General features: G+C 52.1%; 17 protein-coding genes. 7 read left to right on the top strand and 10 right to left on the bottom strand.

Translation table 11 applies throughout. The features are described from left to right. On the bottom strand, nucleotides 1-1,443 hold the full coding sequence (gene cusS / locus ACJHX3_RS13735; protein WP_000253857.1) for a Cu(+)/Ag(+) sensor histidine kinase CusS: 1,443 nt from the start codon (nucleotides 1,441-1,443) through the stop codon (nucleotides 1-3). Next, complete coding sequence (gene cusR, locus ACJHX3_RS13730) at nucleotides 1,433-2,116, bottom strand: copper response regulator transcription factor CusR (protein WP_000770953.1); 684 nt, start codon at nucleotides 2,114-2,116, stop codon at nucleotides 1,433-1,435. Before cusR ends, cusS begins: the two co-directional genes overlap by 11 nt. Nucleotides 2,117-2,272: 156 nt before the next feature. Here cusR and cusC point away from each other — a divergent pair, with 156 nt between their 5' ends. The 5 genes from cusC to pheP all read left to right on the top strand — a co-directional run bounded on the left by cusC (nucleotide 2,273) and on the right by pheP (nucleotide 9,883). After that, on the top strand, nucleotides 2,273-3,655 hold the full coding sequence (gene cusC / locus ACJHX3_RS13725; protein ID WP_000074188.1) for a Cu(+)/Ag(+) efflux RND transporter outer membrane channel CusC: 1,383 nt from the start codon (nucleotides 2,273-2,275) through the stop codon (nucleotides 3,653-3,655). Between the two features lie 23 nt (nucleotides 3,656-3,678). Then, nucleotides 3,679-4,011 (top strand): Cu(+)/Ag(+) efflux RND transporter periplasmic metallochaperone CusF, encoded by a 333-nt coding sequence (cusF, locus tag ACJHX3_RS13720; RefSeq protein ID WP_000709874.1) that lies wholly within the window; start codon nucleotides 3,679-3,681, stop codon nucleotides 4,009-4,011. A gap of 15 nt (nucleotides 4,012-4,026) precedes the next feature. Continuing rightward, a complete protein-coding gene (gene cusB / locus ACJHX3_RS13715) occupies nucleotides 4,027-5,250 on the top strand; it encodes a Cu(+)/Ag(+) efflux RND transporter periplasmic adaptor subunit CusB (protein WP_094321797.1) in 1,224 nt (407 codons plus the stop codon). Nucleotides 5,251-5,261: 11 nt separating this feature from the next. Next, complete coding sequence (gene cusA, locus ACJHX3_RS13710) at nucleotides 5,262-8,405, top strand: Cu(+)/Ag(+) efflux RND transporter permease subunit CusA (protein WP_094308240.1); 3,144 nt, start codon at nucleotides 5,262-5,264, stop codon at nucleotides 8,403-8,405. Nucleotides 8,406-8,506: 101 nt separating this feature from the next. Next, nucleotides 8,507-9,883, top strand: coding sequence for a phenylalanine transporter (pheP, locus tag ACJHX3_RS13705; protein WP_094308239.1), 1,377 nt, complete (start codon nucleotides 8,507-8,509; stop codon nucleotides 9,881-9,883). A gap of 80 nt (nucleotides 9,884-9,963) precedes the next feature. Here pheP and ybdG read toward each other — a convergent pair whose 3' ends face one another. The 6 genes from ybdG to ACJHX3_RS13675 all read right to left on the bottom strand — a co-directional run bounded on the left by ybdG (nucleotide 9,964) and on the right by ACJHX3_RS13675 (nucleotide 14,406). Then, entirely contained in the window at nucleotides 9,964-11,211 is a 1,248-nt protein-coding gene (gene ybdG / locus ACJHX3_RS13700) for a mechanosensitive ion channel YbdG (RefSeq protein WP_001153150.1), read from the bottom strand. Between the two features lie 107 nt (nucleotides 11,212-11,318). Then, complete coding sequence (gene nfsB, locus ACJHX3_RS13695; protein WP_000351452.1) at nucleotides 11,319-11,972, bottom strand: oxygen-insensitive NAD(P)H nitroreductase; 654 nt, start codon at nucleotides 11,970-11,972, stop codon at nucleotides 11,319-11,321. Nucleotides 11,973-12,050: 78 nt separating this feature from the next. After that, a complete protein-coding gene (locus tag ACJHX3_RS13690) occupies nucleotides 12,051-12,434 on the bottom strand; it encodes an MmcQ/YjbR family DNA-binding protein (RefSeq protein WP_000360948.1) in 384 nt (127 codons plus the stop codon). Between the two features lie 64 nt (nucleotides 12,435-12,498). Further along, the gene (locus ACJHX3_RS13685) at nucleotides 12,499-12,747 is read right to left on the bottom strand and encodes a DUF1158 domain-containing protein (RefSeq protein ID WP_000682518.1); all 249 of its coding nucleotides are present in this window, start codon (nucleotides 12,745-12,747) and stop codon (nucleotides 12,499-12,501) included. Nucleotides 12,748-12,812: 65 nt separating this feature from the next. Next, complete coding sequence (locus ACJHX3_RS13680) at nucleotides 12,813-13,931, bottom strand: YbdK family carboxylate-amine ligase (RefSeq protein ID WP_001130628.1); 1,119 nt, start codon at nucleotides 13,929-13,931, stop codon at nucleotides 12,813-12,815. A gap of 205 nt (nucleotides 13,932-14,136) precedes the next feature. Continuing rightward, on the bottom strand, nucleotides 14,137-14,406 hold the full coding sequence (locus tag ACJHX3_RS13675) for a hypothetical protein (RefSeq protein ID WP_071526521.1): 270 nt from the start codon (nucleotides 14,404-14,406) through the stop codon (nucleotides 14,137-14,139). Between ACJHX3_RS13675 and hokE the strand changes: the two genes are divergently transcribed. Continuing rightward, nucleotides 14,375-14,527 (top strand): type I toxin-antitoxin system toxin HokE, encoded by a 153-nt coding sequence (hokE, locus tag ACJHX3_RS13670; protein WP_000956455.1) that lies wholly within the window; start codon nucleotides 14,375-14,377, stop codon nucleotides 14,525-14,527. The genes ACJHX3_RS13675 and hokE overlap by 32 nt on opposite strands. Before the next feature lie 121 nt (nucleotides 14,528-14,648). On the opposite strand, the gene entD is transcribed toward hokE, so the two are convergent. Together entD and fepA are read right to left on the bottom strand one after the other, a co-directional pair. Further along, nucleotides 14,649-15,269, bottom strand: coding sequence for an enterobactin synthase subunit EntD (entD, locus tag ACJHX3_RS13665; RefSeq protein WP_001366506.1), 621 nt, complete (start codon nucleotides 15,267-15,269; stop codon nucleotides 14,649-14,651). 174 nt (nucleotides 15,270-15,443) lie between these two features. Then, nucleotides 15,444-17,684: a siderophore enterobactin receptor FepA gene (gene fepA, locus ACJHX3_RS13660; RefSeq protein WP_001034923.1), complete on the bottom strand. Its 2,241-nt coding sequence runs from the start codon at nucleotides 17,682-17,684 to the stop codon at nucleotides 15,444-15,446. Between the two features lie 242 nt (nucleotides 17,685-17,926). On the opposite strand from fepA, the gene fes reads away from it, so the two are divergent. Beyond that, nucleotides 17,927-19,129 (top strand): enterochelin esterase, encoded by a 1,203-nt coding sequence (fes, locus tag ACJHX3_RS13655; protein WP_000125831.1) that lies wholly within the window; start codon nucleotides 17,927-17,929, stop codon nucleotides 19,127-19,129. The last annotated feature ends 1 nt before the right edge of the window (nucleotide 19,130 follow it).

The following is a 19,130-nucleotide window of genomic DNA, read 5'->3' as shown; positions in this document are numbered from 1 at the left end:
TTAAGCGGGTAATGTGATAACAAACCTTGTCCCCCGAGCATCTGACGTTACTGCAACCGTGCCTTTATGCGCGACAACAATCGATTTCACTATCGCCAGACCAATGCCGCTACCTTCGCCTTTTCGCTGGCGGGAGGGGTCAACGCGGTAGAAACGGTCAAACAATCGCGGTAAGTGCTCGGGCGCAATGGGCGTACCGGGGTTTTCGACGGAAACTTGCACCTGGTGATCGACCGTCTGGCAGCGCACTACAATCGCCTCTCCGGGCGGCGTATAACGCAGGGCGTTCGAAAGCAGGTTGCTTAACGCCCGACGCAGCATCAGCGGATCGCCCGCAACCTGACACTCGTCACCAACAAACCGCAGTTCCACGCCGCGATCTTCCGCTAGCGCCTCGAAAAAATCGAACACTTTGCCGATTTCATCCGCCAGGTTGAGCATTTTCTTTTCGGGGATTAGCTGGTTGTTATCGGCCTGGGCGAGAAACAGCATATCGCTGACCATTTTCGCCATTCGCGTCAGCTCTTCGAGATTAGAGTAGAGCACATCTTCCAGCTCCTTCTGGCTGCGTGACTGGCTGAGGGCGATTTCGGTTTGCGTTATGAGATTCGTAATTGGTGTACGAATTTCGTGAGCGATATCCGCTGAGAAATTGGACTGGCGAGTAAAGACATCCTCAATACGCTCGATCATATGGTTGAACGACAGTACCAGCTGTTCCAGCTCAATCGGCACGGTCTGCGGGTCAAGGCGAACGTCGAGATCTTTCGAGGTAATGTTCTGGATTTGACGGCTGACGCTGCGGATTGGTGCGTGACCTTTATGTACCGCCAACAGCACGATAAAGACGATCAGGATGCTGATGATCGATGCGGTCATAATAAGTTTATTCATCAAATCATTTATGTAATGAAGATGAAAATCGATCGAAAGCGCGATGTAGAGCGTATAAATCGGTTTGCCGTCCACCAACGGGCCAACCGGCAAGTTAATCATCCGCCAGTTGCTGTGTTCCATATGCCCGTGACCGTGGCCCGGCATCATAATCGTCGGGCCGGAAAGGAGATACACCTCGCCGCCCCGCGTGTCTTTATCGGGTATGGCGTCACGCGTAAACTCGCGGATATCGGGCGCACCGGGGGAGTGATACACCGTTTTACCCTGGCTATCTGCCAGGGAAATCAACACATTGGAATAACCACTGACGATATCTTCCAGCGTCATTAAGCGTCGGGCTTGTGTCTCTTCGGGATGATTAAGAACGCGCTTGAGTGTGGCGCTAATCTCTTTTAAATCATTAATATCCTGCTCAGCAAAATGCACTTTTACCGAGTGAATCATGATCCAGGCAAAGGCGAAAAACGCCGCGATGGTGGCCAGGCTGATAAAAAAGGTCAGGCGGGTTGCCAGCGAAAACGGGCGCTGAAATGGCTTACTGACCATCCGGCACCTCAAGCATGTAACCCACGCCGCGCACGGTTTGAATCAGCTTCGGCTCAAAGTCGTTGTCGATTTTGCCGCGCAGCCGCTTCACTGCCACATCAATGGCGTTGGTATCGCTGTCGAAATTCATGTCCCACACCTGCGAGGCGATAAGCGAGCGGGGCAGCACTTCGCCTTGATGGCGGAGGAAAAACTCCAGCAGAGTAAATTCTTTACTGGTCAGAGTGATGCGCGTGCCGCTGCGGGTGACTTTGCGGCTGACGAGATCGACCATCAGATCGGCAACCTGAAACTGACTTTCGATAATCACCGCCGCCCCGCGCCGCAGGAGAGTGCGCACCCGCGCCAGCAGTTCAGCAAAAGCGAACGGCTTCACCAGATAGTCATCGGCCCCCAACTCCAGCCCCTTGACGCGATGCTCAATGGTGCCAAGCGCGGTAAGCAACAGAATCGGCATCCCTTTATTGGCGGAGCGTAACATACGCACGATATCCCAGCCGTTCACGTCCGGCAGCATAATATCGAGGATTATCAGATCATAATCACCGGTCATCGCCAGATGGTAGCCATTCAGCCCGTTGTCGGCCAAATCGACCACAAAACCGGCTTCGGTTAACCCTTTGGTCAAGTATTCTCCGGTTTTCTTTTCATCTTCGACAATCAACAGTTTCATATTTCCTCCGCATGTTGCCCGGGCAATTCTAGAGTAGCGGGATCAGATGGCAATCGCTTATTGGCAAAATGACAATTTTGTCATTTTCCTGTCACCGGAAAATCAGAGCCTGGCGAGTAAAGTTGGCGGCATAAAATCACCAGAAATTATGAGCCTATGTCTCCTTGTAAACTTCTGCCATTTTGTGTGGCCCTTGCGCTAACCGGTTGTTCACTGGCACCGGATTATCAGCGCCCGGCAATGCCCGTGCCGCAGCAGTTCTCACTCAACCAGAACGGCCTGGTTAACGCAGCAGATAACTACCAGAACGCGGGCTGGCGCACCTTTTTTGTTGATAATCAGGTGAAGACGCTGATTAGCGAGGCGCTGGTGAATAACCGGGATTTGCGCATGGCGACGCTGAAAGTGCAGGAAGCGCGGGCGCAATATCGTCTGACCGATGCCGACCGCTACCCACAGCTCAATGGCGAGGGCAGCGGCAGCTGGAGCGGCAATCTTAAAGGCGATTCAGCCACGACGCGGGAGTTCTCGACTGGCCTTAACGCCAGCTTTGATCTCGATTTTTTCGGTCGCTTAAAGAACATGAGCGAAGCCGAGCGACAAAATTATTTAGCCACTGAGGAAGCCCAGCGCGCGGTGCATATTCTGCTGGTTTCTAATGTCGCGCAAAGCTATTTCAATCAGCAACTGGCGTATGCGCAATTGCAAATAGCCGAAGAAACGCTGCGTAATTATCAGCAGTCATATGCGTTTGTCGAAAAACAACTGTTGACCGGTAGCAGCAATGTTCTGGCGCTGGAACAGGCTCGCGGGGTGATTGAAAGTACCCGCAGCGACATCGCTAAACGTCAGGGGGAACTGGCGCAGGCGAATAATGCATTGCAACTGTTATTGGGAAACTACGGCAAGCTGCCGCAAGCGCAGACAGTAAACAGCGACAGCCTGCAAAGCGTTAAATTACCGGTGGGCTTGTCGTCGAAAATCTTATTGCAGCGCCCGGATATTATGGAAGCTGAACATGCGTTAATGGCGGCTAATGCCAATATTGGGGCCGCACGCGCGGCATTTTTCCCGTCTATCAGCCTGACCAGCGGAATATCAACCGCCAGCAGCGATCTGTCGTCATTATTTAACGCCAGCAGCGGGATGTGGAATTTTATACCCAAAATTGAGATCCCCATTTTTAATGCCGGACGCAACCAGGCCAATCTGGATATCGCCGAAATTCGCCAGCAGCAGTCGGTGGTGAATTATGAACAGAAAATCCAGAACGCCTTTAAAGAAGTGGCAGATGCGCTGGCATTACGTCAAAGCCTGAACGATCAAATTAGCGCCCAGCAGCGTTATCTGGCATCGCTGCAAATTACTTTGCAACGGGCGCGGGCATTATATCAGCACGGCGCAGTAAGTTATCTGGAAGTGCTGGATGCTGAGCGTTCTTTATTTGCAACCCGACAAACTTTACTTGACCTGAATTATGCCCGTCAGGTGAACGAAATTTCTTTATATACCGCCTTAGGCGGCGGTTGGCAGCAATAATTTTTAACTCCAGGAGAGAATAAATGAAAAAAGCACTGCAAGTCGCGATGTTCAGTCTGTTTACCGTTATTGGCTTTAATGCCCAGGCTAACGAACATCATCATGAAACCATGAGCGAAGCACAACCACAGGTTATTAGCGCCACTGGCGTGGTAAAAGGTGTTGATCTGGAAAGCAAAAAAATCACCATCCATCACGATCCGATTGCTGCCGTGAACTGGCCGGAGATGACCATGCGCTTTACCATCACCCCGCAGACGAAAATGAGCGAAATTAAAACCGGCGACAAAGTAGCGTTTAATTTTGTCCAGCAGGGCAGCCTTTCTTTATTACAAGATATTAAAGTCAGCCAGTAACCCAGGTTTAATGAGATGAAAAAAATCGCGCTTATTATCGGCAGCATGATCGCGGGCGGTATTATTTCTGCGGCAGGTTTTACCTGGTTTGACCGGGCTGAACCGCCCGCAGAAAAAACGTCGACCGCAGAACGTAAAATTTTATTCTGGTACGACCCGATGTATCCCAATACGCGGTTCGATAAACCAGGTAAATCGCCGTTTATGGATATGGATCTGGTGCCGAAATATGCCGATGAAGAGAGTTCTGCGTCTGGTGTGCGCATTGACCCGACTCAGACGCAGAATCTGGGGGTGAAAACGGCTACCGTCACGCGCGGGCCGCTGACTTTTGCCCAGAGTTTCCCGGCGAATGTCAGTTACAACGAGTATCAGTATGCCATTGTGCAGGCTCGCGCTGCCGGGTTTATCGACAAGGTGTATCCGCTTACCGTGGGCGATAAAGTGCAAAAGGGCACACCGCTTCTCGACCTGACCATTCCCGACTGGGTGGAAGCGCAGAGTGAGTATTTACTGCTGCGCGAAACCGGCGGTACGGCGACCCAGACTGAAGGCATTCTTGAGCGGCTGCGACTGGCGGGAATGCCGGAGGCGGATATTCGCCGACTGATCGCCACGCAAAAAATCCAGACGCGTTTTACGCTCAAAGCGCCCATTGATGGCGTGATCACCGCGTTTGATCTGCGCGTGGGTATGAATATCGCCAAAGATAACGTGGTCGCGAAAATTCAGGGTATGGACCCGGTGTGGGTCACTGCTGCGATCCCGGAGTCTATCGCCTGGCTGGTGAAAGATGCCTCGCAGTTTACGCTCACCGTTCCGGCACGACCGGATAAAACACTCACCATCCGCAAATGGACGCTGCTACCCGGCGTGGATGCCGCGACCCGCACGCTGCAGCTGCGTCTGGAAGTCGACAACGCCGACGAGGCGCTAAAACCGGGCATGAACGCCTGGTTGCAACTCAATACCACCAGCGAACCGATGCTGCTCATTCCGTCACAGGCGCTGATTGATACCGGCAGCGAACAGCGGGTGATTACCGTTGATGCCGACGGGCGCTTTGTACCGAAACGCGTTGCCGTTTTCCAGGCATCGCAAGGTGTCACCGCATTACGCTCTGGTCTGGCGGAAGGTGAAAAGGTGGTTTCCAGCGGCCTGTTCCTGATTGATTCCGAAGCCAATATTTCTGGCGCACTGGAGCGGATGCGCTCTGAAAGTGCTACCCATGCGCATTGAGGGAATAACCAATGATTGAATGGATTATTCGTCGCTCGGTGGCGAACCGTTTTCTGGTGCTGATGGGCGCGTTGTTTCTGAGTATCTGGGGCACCTGGACCATCATTAACACGCCAGTGGATGCGCTGCCGGATCTCTCCGATGTGCAGGTGATTATTAAAACCAGCTATCCCGGTCAGGCACCGCAAATCGTTGAAAATCAGGTGACTTATCCGCTAACCACCACCATGTTGTCGGTGCCTGGCGCGAAGACTGTGCGCGGTTTCTCGCAGTTTGGCGACTCTTATGTGTATGTCATTTTCGAAGATGGCACCGATCCGTACTGGGCGCGCTCGCGGGTGCTGGAGTACCTCAACCAGGTACAGGGTAAGCTGCCTGCGGGAGTCAGCGCCGAGCTGGGGCCAGATGCCACGGGTGTTGGCTGGATCTATGAATATGCATTGGTGGATCGCAGCGGTAAGCACGATCTGGCCGATTTACGCTCATTGCAGGACTGGTTTCTCAAATATGAGCTGAAAACCATTCCTGACGTTGCGGAAGTGGCGTCGGTAGGCGGTGTGGTGAAAGAGTATCAGGTGGTTATCGATCCTCAGCGCCTGGCGCAATATGGCATCAGTCTCGCCGAAGTAAAAAGCGCGCTGGATGCTTCAAACCAGGAAGCGGGCGGTTCGTCGATCGAACTGGCGGAAGCGGAATATATGGTGCGAGCCAGCGGCTATCTGCAAACGCTCGACGACTTTAATCACATCGTTTTAAAAGCCAGTGAAAATGGCGTGCCCGTTTATCTGCGTGATGTTGCGAAGGTCCAGATTGGCCCGGAAATGCGCCGGGGCATTGCCGAACTGAACGGCGAAGGCGAAGTGGCGGGCGGGGTGGTGATCCTGCGCTCCGGCAAAAACGCCCGAGAAGTGATCGCCGCCGTGAAAGACAAACTGGAAACGCTGAAAAGTAGTCTGCCGGAAGGCGTGGAGATAGTTACAACATACGATCGCAGCCAGCTCATTGACCGCGCCATCGACAACCTCAGCGGCAAGTTGCTGGAAGAGTTTATTGTGGTGGCGGTAGTCTGTGCGCTGTTTCTCTGGCATGTGCGCTCGGCGCTGGTGGCGATTATTTCGTTGCCGCTGGGGTTGTGTATTGCTTTTATTGTCATGCACTTTCAGGGACTGAACGCCAATATTATGTCGCTGGGCGGTATTGCGATTGCCGTCGGGGCGATGGTCGATGCCGCTATCGTCATGATCGAGAATGCACATAAACGGCTGGAAGAGTGGCAGCACCAGCATCCTGACGCCACGCTGGATAATAAAACGCGCTGGCAGGTGATCACCGATGCGTCTGTTGAAGTGGGTCCGGCGCTGTTTATCAGTCTGCTGATTATCACACTGTCGTTTATCCCGATCTTCACCCTGGAAGGGCAGGAAGGGCGTCTGTTTGGCCCGTTGGCGTTCACTAAAACCTATGCGATGGCGGGCGCGGCGCTGCTGGCGATCGTAGTGATCCCTATCCTGATGGGTTACTGGATCCGTGGCAAAATTCCGCCGGAAAGCAGTAACCCGCTCAATCGCTTTTTGATTCGTGTTTATCATCCGCTGTTGCTGAAAGTACTGCACTGGCCGAAAACCACGCTGCTGGTGGCCACGCTTTCGGTGCTGACGGTTCTCTGGCCGCTCAATAAAGTTGGCGGGGAATTTTTACCGCAGATCAATGAAGGCGACTTGTTGTATATGCCATCGACGCTGCCGGGGATTTCCGCAGCAGAGGCGGCGAGTATGCTGCAAAAAACCGACAAGCTGATTATGAGCGTACCTGAAGTGGCGCGGGTATTTGGCAAAACCGGGAAAGCGGAAACCGCCACCGATTCTGCTCCGCTGGAGATGGTAGAAACGACCATCCAGCTTAAGCCGCAGGATCAGTGGCGGCCTGGCATGACGATGGACAAAATCATTGAGGAACTGGATAACACCGTGCGTCTGCCGGGGCTGGCGAATCTGTGGGTGCCGCCAATTCGTAACCGTATCGATATGCTCTCAACCGGCATTAAAAGCCCTATCGGCATTAAAGTTTCCGGCACTGTGCTGGCGGATATCGACGCGATGGCGGAGCAAATTGAAGAAGTGACACGAACGGTGCCAGGCGTGGCTTCTGCGCTTGCTGAGCGTCTGGAAGGTGGGCGCTATATCAACGTTGAGATTAACCGTGAAAAAGCCGCGCGTTACGGTATGACGGTGGCGGATGTGCAATTGTTTGTGACTTCTGCGGTGGGCGGGGCGATGGTTGGCGAAACGGTGGAAGGGATTGCCCGTTATCCAATTAATCTGCGTTATCCGCAAAGCTGGCGCGATAGTCCGCAGGCGCTGCGCCAGTTGCCGATCCTGACGCCGATGAAGCAGCAAATCACCCTGGCAGACGTGGCCGACGTTAAAGTCTCTACCGGACCGTCGATGCTGAAAACCGAGAATGCGCGCCCGACGAGCTGGATTTATATCGATGCCCGCGATCGTGACATGGTGTCGGTGGTTCACGATCTGCAAAAAGCGATAGCTGAAAAAGTGCAGTTAAAACCGGGCACCAGCGTGGCATTCTCCGGGCAGTTCGAACTACTGGAGCGCGCCAACCATAAGCTGAAACTCATGGTGCCGATGACGTTGATGATCATCTTCGTGCTGTTGTATCTGGCGTTCCGTCGGGTGGGCGAAGCGTTGCTGATTATCAGCAGCGTACCGTTTGCGCTGGTGGGCGGCATCTGGTTGCTGTGGTGGATGGGCTTTCATCTTTCTGTGGCAACGGGCACCGGTTTTATTGCCCTTGCGGGGGTCGCCGCCGAATTTGGCGTGGTGATGCTGATGTATTTACGTCACGCCATAGAGGCCGAGCCGTCGTTGAATAATCCACAAACATTCAGCGAGCAGAAGCTGGATGAGGCGTTATATCACGGCGCGGTCCTGCGCGTGCGCCCGAAAGCGATGACGGTGGCGGTGATTATCGCCGGTCTGCTGCCGATTCTGTGGGGAACGGGGGCAGGATCAGAGGTGATGAGCCGGATTGCCGCGCCGATGATTGGCGGCATGATCACCGCGCCTTTGCTGTCGCTGTTTATTATCCCGGCGGCGTATAAGCTGATGTGGCTGCACCGACATCGGGTACGGAAATAAAAGCAGGATACCCGGTTTAACCGTGTGGATTGTGTCTTGCGACGATGGGCACTAAATGTTAAAAGGTGCCCCTCAACAAAAAAGACACACAGGGGAAAGGCGTGAAAAACGCGTCAACCGTATCGGAAGATACTGCGTCGAATCAAGAGCCGACGCTTCATCGCGGATTACATAACCGTCATATTCAACTGATTGCGCTGGGTGGCGCAATTGGTACTGGTCTGTTTCTTGGCATTGGCCCGGCGATTCAGATGGCGGGTCCGGCTGTATTGCTGGGCTACGGCGTCGCCGGGATCATCGCTTTCCTGATTATGCGCCAGCTCGGCGAGATGGTGGTCGAAGAGCCGGTATCTGGTTCATTTGCCCACTTTGCCTATAAATACTGGGGACCGTTCGCCGGGTTCCTCTCCGGCTGGAACTACTGGGGGATGTTCGTGCTGGTGGGAATGGCAGAGCTGACCGCTGCGGGCATCTATATGCAGTACTGGTTCCCGGATGTTCCAACGTGGATTTGGGCTGCCGCCTTCTTTATTATCATCAACGCCGTTAACCTGGTGAACGTGCGCTTATATGGCGAAACCGAGTTCTGGTTTGCGCTGATTAAAGTGCTGGCGATCATCGGTATGATCGGCTTTGGCCTGTGGCTGCTGTTTTCTGGTCACGGCGGCGAGAAAGCCAGTATCGACAACCTCTGGCGCTACGGTGGTTTCTTTGCCACCGGCTGGAATGGGCTGATTTTGTCGCTGGCGGTGATTATGTTCTCCTTCGGCGGTCTGGAGCTGATTGGGATTACTGCCGCTGAAGCGCGCGATCCGGAAAAAAGCATTCCGAAAGCGGTAAATCAGGTAGTGTATCGCATCCTGCTGTTTTACATCGGTTCACTGGTGGTTTTACTGGCACTCTATCCGTGGGTGGAAGTGAAATCTAACAGTAGCCCGTTTGTGATGATTTTCCATAATCTCGACAGCAACGTGGTAGCTTCTGCGCTGAACTTCGTCATTCTGGTGGCATCGCTGTCGGTGTATAACAGCGGGGTTTACTCTAACAGTCGGATGCTGTTTGGCCTTTCTGTGCAGGGTAATGCGCCGAAGTTTTTGACTCGCGTCAGCCGTCGCGGCGTGCCGATTAACTCGCTGATGCTTTCCGGAGCCATCACTTCGCTGGTGGTGTTAATCAACTATCTGCTGCCGCAAAAAGCGTTTGGTCTGCTGATGGCGCTGGTGGTAGCAACGCTGCTGTTGAACTGGATTATGATCTGCCTGGCGCATCTGCGTTTTCGCGCGGCGATGCGACGTCAGGGACGTGAAACACAGTTTAAGGCGCTGCTCTATCCGTTCGGCAACTATCTTTGCATCGCCTTCCTCGGCATGATTTGGCTGCTGATGTGCACGATGGATGATATGCGCTTGTCAGCGATTCTGCTGCCAGTGTGGATTGTATTCCTGTTTGTAGCGTTTAAAACGCTGCGTCGGAAATAAGGCATTCACGCTACATCCGACAAAACGATGTCAACCATCCGAAACCGCTCTCATCCATTCGATAAGAGCGGTTTTTTTAATTACTGCTTAAATGCACCCGCCAGAGAGCGAATATCATTGCCAGTTGGCGACTGATGAAGTCGCAGACCAAACTCTTCGACAATCGCAAATATGTGGTCGAATATATCAGCCTGAATGCTTTCATATTCCAGCCACACCACGGTGTTGGTAAACGCATAGATCTCGAGCGGTAAACCGTTATCACCAGGAGCCAGTTGGCGTACCATTAAGGTCATATCTTTGCGAATCCGCGGATGATTCCGCAGATATTCGTTCAGATAGGCACGAAAGGTTCCAATATTGGTCATTCGGCGCAGGTTTAATACCGACTCCGTAGAACCTTGCTGGCGATTCCACTCATTAATTTCCTGATGGCGGCTGGTTAAATATGGCTTTAACAAATGCGCTTTATTCAGACGTTCCATTTCGCCTTCATCAAGAAAACGAATACTGGTGACATCAATACTGATACTGCGCTTAATACGTCGCCCGCCAGATGCTGACATCCCGCTCCAGTTTTTAAAGGAGTCAGAGACCAGAGACCAGGTGGGAATAGTGGTAATGGTATTGTCCCAGTTACGCACTTTGACGGTGGTTAACCCAATATCGATCACCGCGCCATCCGCGCCGTATTTCGGCATCTCCAGCCAGTCGCCCAGTTTCAGCATATCGTTCGCGGAAAGCTGAATACCTGCCACCAGACCAAGAATCGGATCTTTAAATACCAACATCAGCACGGCAGCCATTGCACCAAGACCGCTGATCAGAATCGCTGGCGACTGACCAATCAGCAGCGAGATCATCAAAATGCCGACCAGAATCGCGCCGATCAGTTTAATCCCCTGAAATATCCCTTTCAGCGGTAACTGAGATGCCGCCGGGAATTTCTGCGCCAGATTCAAAATAACATCCAGCAACGAGAAGACTGAAAGCAGCGCATACATCATGATCCACAACTGCGCGCAGGTAGTCAGAATATCTGCCGCTTCGGTGCCTTTTTGCAGCCAGAATACCGCCTGAATATTGACGATAATCCCCTGCAGGGTAAAAGCTAAACGGTGGAAGAGTTTATTCTGGGTAATGATTTGCAACCAAAGCCGTGAACTGGCAATGGCGCGTTTTTCGAAGGTCCGCAGTACCACCCAATGCAAAATAATATGCACCACGACGGCGGTCAGAAAAATAATACCGAAAATCATCACCATTGAGGTGGTGTGATCGATCTCAATACCCGCTAAATCTTCAACCTGGGATATTAAATCCTGCATAACGTCTCCTTTATACAACAGCAGCCTATGATGACGGCTGAAACAGGGTTATGCAAATCAGGAGAATCTGAGGGGAAATAGCCGGGCAGATGCCCGGCAAGAGAGAATTACACTTCGGTTAAGGTGATGTTTTGCGGCAGACGAGATTTCGGCAGCGTAGCGTTAAAATCTTCAACGCTGTGATGACCTACCGGAACAACCACCAGACTGGTGTAGCCTTTCTCTTTCAGACCAAATTCTTCATCGAGGATGGCGGCGTCAAAACCTTCGATGGGCACCGCGTCCAGACCCAGCGCCGCCACGCCGAGCAGGAAGTTACCGACGTTGAGATAAACCTGTTTTGCCATCCACTGCGCATCATCATGCAGATCTTTACGGTGCATATCGGCGAAGAACTTGCGACCTTTATCGTTCGCGGCTTTCGCTTCCGGCGTGGCAAAGCGGCCATCGGCATCTTCCTGGTCAACAACCAGCTTCAGCCAGGCATCGTCCATCGCGGTTTTTGCACAGAACACCACGACGTGCGAGGCATCAAGCATTTTACGCTCGTTGAACACGTAATTATCGGCAGCGGATTTGGCAACACGCGCTTTACCTTCTTCCGTGCTGGCAACAATAAAATGCCATGGCTGGGAGTTGGTGCTGGATGGGCTGTATTGCAGGAGAGTTTTGATCTGCTCGGCCTGTTCCGGGGTAAGTTTTTTGCTGGCATCAAATGCCTTAGTGGAATGACGCTTTAAGGCGACAGAAATGATATCCATAAAGACTCCATGTGAAAGTAATTTTGCGTGCCAGCAGATTACAAGGATCGAGATGAAATGGTAAGCGAGAAAAATGCGCTATTGATTTACGGTTGAGTCAGGACGCAGTCGTTTTTGATCGCGTTTAGCCAGACCATCAACCACCAGATTCCACGAATCGTTGATCAGATCGCGAAGTAACGCTTCGGAGATTTCCTCGCCGGGATACACCGAAATCCAGTGCTTTTTATTCATGTGATACCCTGGCTTGATGCTTGGGTATATTTGCTGATTTAGCAGGGATTTTTGTGGATCGGACTTCAGATTGATAAAGGGGACGCCGCGCAGCTCCGACGACAGCATAAAAATCTTGCCGCCAATTTTAAAAACATCGAACTCCGGGCCAAACGGCCAGCAAAGCTCGACAAAGGGTAACTCAAGGGCCAGGCGTTTCGCCGTTTCGTGCAGTGATTGCTTATCCATAAACGTTCCTTTAGGCGAAGGAGAATAAGCAAAGTATGCCGCGAAGTACGGCGATAATCGACGTTTAATCCGCCAGTGAGAACCAGCGTCGCCAGATAAAGCGCAGAACAAAATACTCAATAGCGCCCAGCACTAAAAACCACAGACAAAACAATAAAGTGTAAAGCTGGCTAAGATCCATCAGATGGAACATGGTCACCAGTTTTTGTGCCAGCGTCAGCCCCAGTGCGGGGGCGGGCAGCAGCAGGCAAGAAAGGAAAGCCATCAGCAAAATGCCTGCTGCGGTGGTCAAGGTTTCTAAAGGGTGTTTCATAACATTGTTAAATGTAAGTTAAAACACCATTGTCAGGGATATTCTTCTGTAAGGCAATTCCCGGCTTAGTCACCAGCCCAGATCTCACAATGCTTTTTCACCAGCCCAATTAGCGAGCCACCATCGGCGACGAAATCACGCATTAGCTGCGCTTCATTCAGACCGCTGACGACCTGGCGGTGCAGTGCTTCAATTGCGCTCGATGCACCAATTTTATGTGCCGAAGGGGCGATTTTTTCCAGTAAACGCAAGGTGTCTTCCGTTAGTGACCGACGATCGCCAGTATGCGGATCGGTAATGACGCCTTCCAGCCCATAGCGGCAGGCCTGGAAACGGTTGAATTTATACAGCAGGTAATCTTTCTCCTGATGTTTAAACGGGCGTTCCGTCAGTAACCAGTGGGCGGTAGCCTGAATCAATCCTGCCATATTTACCGCATGGCTAAGGGTTAACGGGGTATCCATTACCCGAACCTCCACCGTGCCAAAATGAGGGCTGGGGCGAATATCCCAGTGCAGATCTTTAATGCTGTCGATCATCGTGGTGTAACTCAGGCAACGAAACAGGGCTTCAAATTGTTGCCAGTTACTGACCCACGGCATCGGGCCATTATCGGGAAAGGCGGAAAAAATATTCGGTCGTGAGGAGGCAAAACGCGTATCCGTTCCTTGCATATATGGTGACGCGGCGGAAAGGGCGATAAAGTGCGGCACAAACTGTGACAGGCCGTGCAGCAAATAAATGGCGTCATCGCCACTGGCGCAACCAACATGGACATGCTGACCAAAAACGGTCGCCTGTTGAATGAGATAACCAAAGTTTTCCAGCGTTCGTTGATAGCGTTCGTTATCGCATACCTCCTGACGCTGCCATTTCTGAAACGGGTGCGTGCCACCGCCGCAAATTTCCAGATGATGATCTGCGGCTGCCTGCAATACGACTTTCTGCATCGCTGAAAATTGCCCTGCAGCCTGGTTGATATCACGGCAAACATCCGTCGCCAGCTCCAGCATACTTTCGGTGATATCGTGCTTTACCTCTCCGGCCGTGATCTTATTTTTAACCGCGTCAATCAGCATTGAAGAGTCCTGGCTTAAGTCATAGCCCGGCGGATTAACCACCTGCATTTCCAGTTCAATACCGAGGGTAAAAGGTTCAGAAACATGAAAATCGGGTAATGGCATAGGTTTCTCTTATGTTGGCGTTTTCTATTCAGTATAGAAGTGGGCGCGACTGGGCGAGATGCGGAAGTTCTGGAATGTTTCTTTTTTTTGGTGATGGTGACTGAAGCAAATTGGCTACATTTTGCAATATGACAAGTTATGGCAGTGCGGACTGGTGGCGAAGAATTTTGACGATTGAGGCATGCAGAAAAAAACGGGTTCAGCTTCAGTTGATCAAATGAGGATTGAGAAGTCCGAAACAGGACTTACTGTATAAATAAACAGCCATTTTGCTAAGGAAGGGTAAGATAACGGCGGGTGCCTGAAGCTTTCCGGTTTCAGGTTTACTCTGAGGTCTGGAAAGATGAAGCCCCAGGACGATATTTCTATCAACCCTGGGGCTGCCACTCCAAACCCAAACAATTTGGATGGTAGTCCCTTCTTCGCATGGAGGCAATATAAACATGCTGACGAAATATGCCCTTGCGGCAGTCATAGTGCTGTGTTTGACGGTGCTGGGATTTACGCTTCTGGTCGGAGACTCGCTGTGTGAGTTTACGGTGAAGGAACGTAATATTGAGTTTAAGGCTGTTCTCGCTTACGAACCGAAGAAGTAGCCGTTGTGCGGGGAGTAATCCCCGCATATCCGGTTGTCAGGTCAGGGTGGTAAGGCACCTGCTTTACACTTTCGCCCGCGGTCAGTGATGGCTGCGGGCGAATCGTACCAGATGTTGTCAATTAATCGTGTTGGCACAGCGTTATGACTATTTTTTCTTTTATCTGCCAGTGCACAGCAAACTGCTCATCCTCTAGTCGAATGATGATCTGCTGTTTATTCCAGCTAATTATCTGATAATCCAGAAAACCTTGAGTGGCCTGTATCTTGCTTGCCTTAAATGCGCTCTCTTTGGCGGAAAATGCCAGTGTCAGCGCCAGAGAAAAGGTTAAACCGCATTCTGCGAGTCGCTCGTGTTCTGCTGGTGTAATAATGTTGTTTGTCAATTCTCTTGCGGTTTGTACAGAGAAAATCTCTTCGATATCAATGCCAATCGGTTGACGAGATACCACGGCTAATGCCGTAGCCCCACAGTGGCTAATACTGCCGTATACCTCCGCAGGCCACACAGGTTGGCGTAGCTCGCCGATTGCGGGCACACATTTATAGCCATATTCCCGCAGCGCATAAACTGCAGCGATCCGTCCGGCTAAATGCTCTGTTTTACGTTTACGTCCAGCGTGTTGCAGTTGCGCGTAGTGCGGCAGCCAGAGTAAATCCTGCTCGCGAAAACTCGCCGGATCAAACTCAACAAAATGCAGCGTATGTCCTGCAAAGGGGAGGGCGGTATGCGTAGTTTTCATGTCGACCATATTAGAGAATGATGACAAACACAAAACTGCCTGATGCGCTACGCTTATCAGGCCTACGTGGTCCTGCAATATATTGAATTGGCAAGATTTTTGTAGGCCGGATAAGGCGTTCACGCCGCATCCGGCATGAACGACGCGCACTTTGTCAACAATCTGACGTTAGCATCAGAAGTGAGTATTAATGCTCATATACCACGTACGTCCCGGCTCGTTATAGGTATATGCCCCGGCACCGGCGATATAGTTGGCTCCTGCCAGATCGCCTGTGGTCTGGGCATTACCCGCACGCCACAAACGTTTGTCGAACAGGTTGTCCACGCCGCCGGTCAGACTGACATTCTTCGTTACATCCCAGGTCGCGCTCAGGCCAACAATGCTGTACGGGCTGATTTCTTTGGTTTCCGGTCCAACCGCTGGCTGACCTTTATAGTTGTACTTCTTCGGCTGCTGCTTGCCGTACCAGGTGAAGGTTGTTTGCATCGACAAATCTTCCCGTGCCTGCCAGCTCAGCGTTGAGTTCAACGTATACTCCGGGATGATCGACAAACGGTCGCCCGTGGTTTTGTTTTCACTCTTCAGCATATAAGTGATGTTATTGGTCCACATCACCGTTTCGCTAACCGGTACGTTTAACGATCCTTCCAGACCTTCAACCACCGCTTTCGGTACGTTATCCCACTGATAGAGATCGGTGCCGACTGCGTTTTGCCCTACAGCCACATAGCCCGCTTCAATCTTATTGCGATAATCGTTACGGAACCAGGTGACGCCCGCCAGCCAGCCGTCGCGTTTGAACTCCAGACCAATCTCTTTGTTGATGCTGGTTTCTGCTTTCAGGTCATCATTACCTTGCAGATAGCAGCCGCCCGCGCTGGCATAGCAGCCCTGACCTTTACTGTAGAGAATGTAGTTCGGGTTAGTCTGGTACAGACTCGGCGCTTTATAAGCACGGGCAATGCCCATTTTCAGCGTGAAGTCATCGCCTAAACCTTGCGAGATGTTCAGCGCCGGACTCCAGTTATTGCCAACAATGCTGTGATGATCGAAACGCAGCCCCGGCGTTACGATGGTGCTGTCAGTCAGCTCCATATTGTTTTCGGCAAATAGCGAGAAAATTTCTGCTTTTGAATACGGGCTACGGTCGGTGGCACTCACGCCATCAATAGCACCGCCGGTATTCGTCCCAGTGAGCGCCTGGGTGTTGGAACTTAAATCCTTCATCCGCTGCTGATTCCACTCCGTACCCAGCGTCAGCGTCTGGTTAACGAGGAAATCAATCGGCAGGTTAACTTCGCTGTGCAGCATCACGTCATCGAGATCGATATCGACGAAATCCTGTGTCGCTTTTTCGTTAAATTTCCCTTCGGTACCGCCCGCCAGACCTTCCGGAATACGCGAGTTACGGGTGTGTTCGTACTGCACCCAGTTGCTGGTGGTCACGCCGTTATCCCAGCCGCCGTTCCATGTCAGCGAGTAGTTCTGGCGATACAGACGGTTGGTTTCATCGCCATATTTCGAGCGGGTATAGGAGTCAGAGTTGGTGTTCTGGGTGTCGCCCGCATACAGGTTACCCTGGCGGCTGTAGCCCGCTTCCAGTTCGAGTGATTGCAGAGGCGCGAAGTCCCAGCGCACCACGCCATTAATATCTTTGTTAATTACCCCTTCGCGCCCGGCTGGTAACGTCGTGGCATACGTTCCGGCACGCGCGGACTGATGGCCCTGGTTGATATCCCACGCGTCAGCCTGAGTTTTGTCGAGGTTGCCATACAAGCGGAAGCTGAATTCGTCGCCCAGCGGACCGGTGAGGCTAAAGTTAGTGCGTTTGGTGGCACCTTCCTCTTTATGTTCTGGCGCATTGAAATAAGCGTCCCAGGAGCCGTGCCACTCACCGCTGCCTTTTTTGGTAATGATGTTAACCACGCCGCCCGCCGCGCCGTTGCCATAACGCGCAGCTGCCGGACCACGCAGAACTTCAATACGTTCAATCATTTCAGGTGGCACCCAGGAGGTATCACCACGGGTATCGCGCTCGCCACGCCAGCCCTGACGCACCGAGTTACGGCTGCTTACCGGTTTACCGTCAATCAAAATCAGCGTGTTTTCCGGACCCATGCCGCGAATATCAATCTGTCGGTTATTCCCACGCTGACCACTGGTGGAGTTACCGGTCAGGTTAACGCCTGGCATGGTACGGATGATCTCCGACACATCGCGGGCAACCGGGTTTTTGCGGATTTCATCTGCGGTGATGGTCGAAACGCCAGGCGCCTGCAAGTTCTGCTCGGCGGCGGTAACGACAATGGTATCGTCATGTGAAACAGGAGTATCGGTTGGCTCTTGTGCCTGTGCTACCCCATAAATCCCCAGATTGACCAACAAGGCCAGGGAATGAATCTTCTTGTTCATTGTTTTATTCCTGCATTTTTGCCACGAATTGCAACTGTCGGGTATGGTCGTCATCAACACGACGCATCCCGCTACCGCGAAAACCTTTGATCCTGAAAGACACGCAGTGCAGTTGGTTAATTAATGTCCGCGCTTCCCACGGCGCGCCATTACGCTATTGCAAATGCAAATAGTTATCAATAATATTATCAATATATTTCTGCAATCAATGAAAAATTGCACAGTAAACATGGGGTTATGGTGTGACGGCGTTAAAAGTAGGAAGTGAGAGCTGGTGGCAGTCGAAACATGGCCCGGAATGGCAGCGTCTGAATGACGAAATGTTTGAGGTCACTTTCTGGTGGCGTGATCCCCAAGGTTCTGAAGAATACTCGACGATAAAGCGCGTATGGGTCTACATCACTGGTGTGACCGATCACCATCAGAACAGCCAGCCCCAGTCGATGCAGCGAATTGCAGGAACCGATGTTTGGCAGTGGACGACACAACTCAATGCCAACTGGCGCGGCAGCTACTGCTTTATTCCTACTGAACGCGATGACATTTTTTCTGCACCATCCCCCGATCGCCTCGAATTACGCGAAGGCTGGCGAAAACTATTACCCCAGGCGATAGCCGATCCGCTGAATCCACAAAGCTGGAAAGGCGGGCGAGGGCACGCTGTTTCTGCACTCGAAATGCCGCAAGCGCCCCTACAACCGGGTTGGAATTGTCCGCAAGCGCCAGAAACGCCTGCCAAAGAAATTATCTGGAAAAGTGAACGGTTGAAAAATTCACGCCGTGTATGGATTTTTACCACCGGCGATGCAACAGCAGAAGAACGCCCGCTGGCAGTTTTGCTCGATGGCGAATTTTGGGCGCAAAGTATGCCCGTCTGGCCTGCGCTAACTTCGCTGACCCATCGTCGGCAACTTCCTCCCGCCGTGTATGTGTTGATCGACGCTATCGACACCACGCACCGCGCCCACGAACTGCCGTGTAATGCGGATTTCTGGCTGGCAGTACAGCAAGAGTTATTACCCCTGGTGAAAGCTATTGCCCCTTTTAACGATCGCGCCGATCGCACCGTGGTCGCCGGGCAGAGTTTTGGTGGGCTTTCCGCGCTGTATGCCGGACTGCACTGGCCTGAACGCTTTGGCTGTGTATTAAGCCAGTCAGGATCGTACTGGTGGCCGCATCGGGGCGGGCAGCAAGAAGGTGTTTTACTTGAGCAACTTAAAGCTGGTGAAGTTAGCGCCGAAGGTCTGCGCATTGTGCTGGAAGCGGGTATTCGCGAGCCGATGATTATGCGGGCCAATCAGGCGCTGTATGCGCAATTACACCCCATAAAAGAATCCATTTTCTGGCGTCAGGTTGACGGCGGACATGATGCGCTTTGTTGGCGCGGTGGCTTGATGCAGGGGCTAATCGACCTCTGGCAACCACTTTTCCATGACAGGAGTTGAA

The organism is Escherichia sp. WS1265 (assembly GCF_046487585.1).
GTDB lineage: Bacteria > Pseudomonadota > Gammaproteobacteria > Enterobacterales > Enterobacteriaceae > Escherichia > Escherichia coli.
Note: the sequence above shows the minus strand (reverse complement) of the source record. Positions and strands in the feature narration are given on the sequence as shown.

What these genes read in the sequence shown, in the direction of transcription:
- cusS (WP_000253857.1), bottom strand. Translation starts at nt 1,443, where the DNA reads ATGGTCAGTAAGCCATTTCAGCGCCCGTTTTCGCTGGCAACCCGCCTG.
- cusR (WP_000770953.1), bottom strand. Translation starts at nt 2,116, where the DNA reads ATGAAACTGTTGATTGTCGAAGATGAAAAGAAAACCGGAGAATACTTG.
- cusC (WP_000074188.1), top strand. Translation starts at nt 2,273, where the DNA reads ATGTCTCCTTGTAAACTTCTGCCATTTTGTGTGGCCCTTGCGCTAACC.
- cusF (WP_000709874.1), top strand. Translation starts at nt 3,679, where the DNA reads ATGAAAAAAGCACTGCAAGTCGCGATGTTCAGTCTGTTTACCGTTATT.
- cusB (WP_094321797.1), top strand. Translation starts at nt 4,027, where the DNA reads ATGAAAAAAATCGCGCTTATTATCGGCAGCATGATCGCGGGCGGTATT.
- cusA (WP_094308240.1), top strand. Translation starts at nt 5,262, where the DNA reads ATGATTGAATGGATTATTCGTCGCTCGGTGGCGAACCGTTTTCTGGTG.
- ybdG (WP_001153150.1), bottom strand. Translation starts at nt 11,211, where the DNA reads ATGCAGGATTTAATATCCCAGGTTGAAGATTTAGCGGGTATTGAGATC.
- nfsB (WP_000351452.1), bottom strand. Translation starts at nt 11,972, where the DNA reads ATGGATATCATTTCTGTCGCCTTAAAGCGTCATTCCACTAAGGCATTT.
- ACJHX3_RS13690 (WP_000360948.1), bottom strand. Translation starts at nt 12,434, where the DNA reads ATGGATAAGCAATCACTGCACGAAACGGCGAAACGCCTGGCCCTTGAG.
- ACJHX3_RS13685 (WP_000682518.1), bottom strand. Translation starts at nt 12,747, where the DNA reads ATGAAACACCCTTTAGAAACCTTGACCACCGCAGCAGGCATTTTGCTG.
- ACJHX3_RS13680 (WP_001130628.1), bottom strand. Translation starts at nt 13,931, where the DNA reads ATGCCATTACCCGATTTTCATGTTTCTGAACCTTTTACCCTCGGTATT.
- hokE (WP_000956455.1), top strand. Translation starts at nt 14,375, where the DNA reads ATGCTGACGAAATATGCCCTTGCGGCAGTCATAGTGCTGTGTTTGACG.
- ACJHX3_RS13675 (WP_071526521.1), bottom strand. Translation starts at nt 14,406, where the DNA reads ATGACTGCCGCAAGGGCATATTTCGTCAGCATGTTTATATTGCCTCCA.
- entD (WP_001366506.1), bottom strand. Translation starts at nt 15,269, where the DNA reads ATGAAAACTACGCATACCGCCCTCCCCTTTGCAGGACATACGCTGCAT.
- fepA (WP_001034923.1), bottom strand. Translation starts at nt 17,684, where the DNA reads ATGAACAAGAAGATTCATTCCCTGGCCTTGTTGGTCAATCTGGGGATT.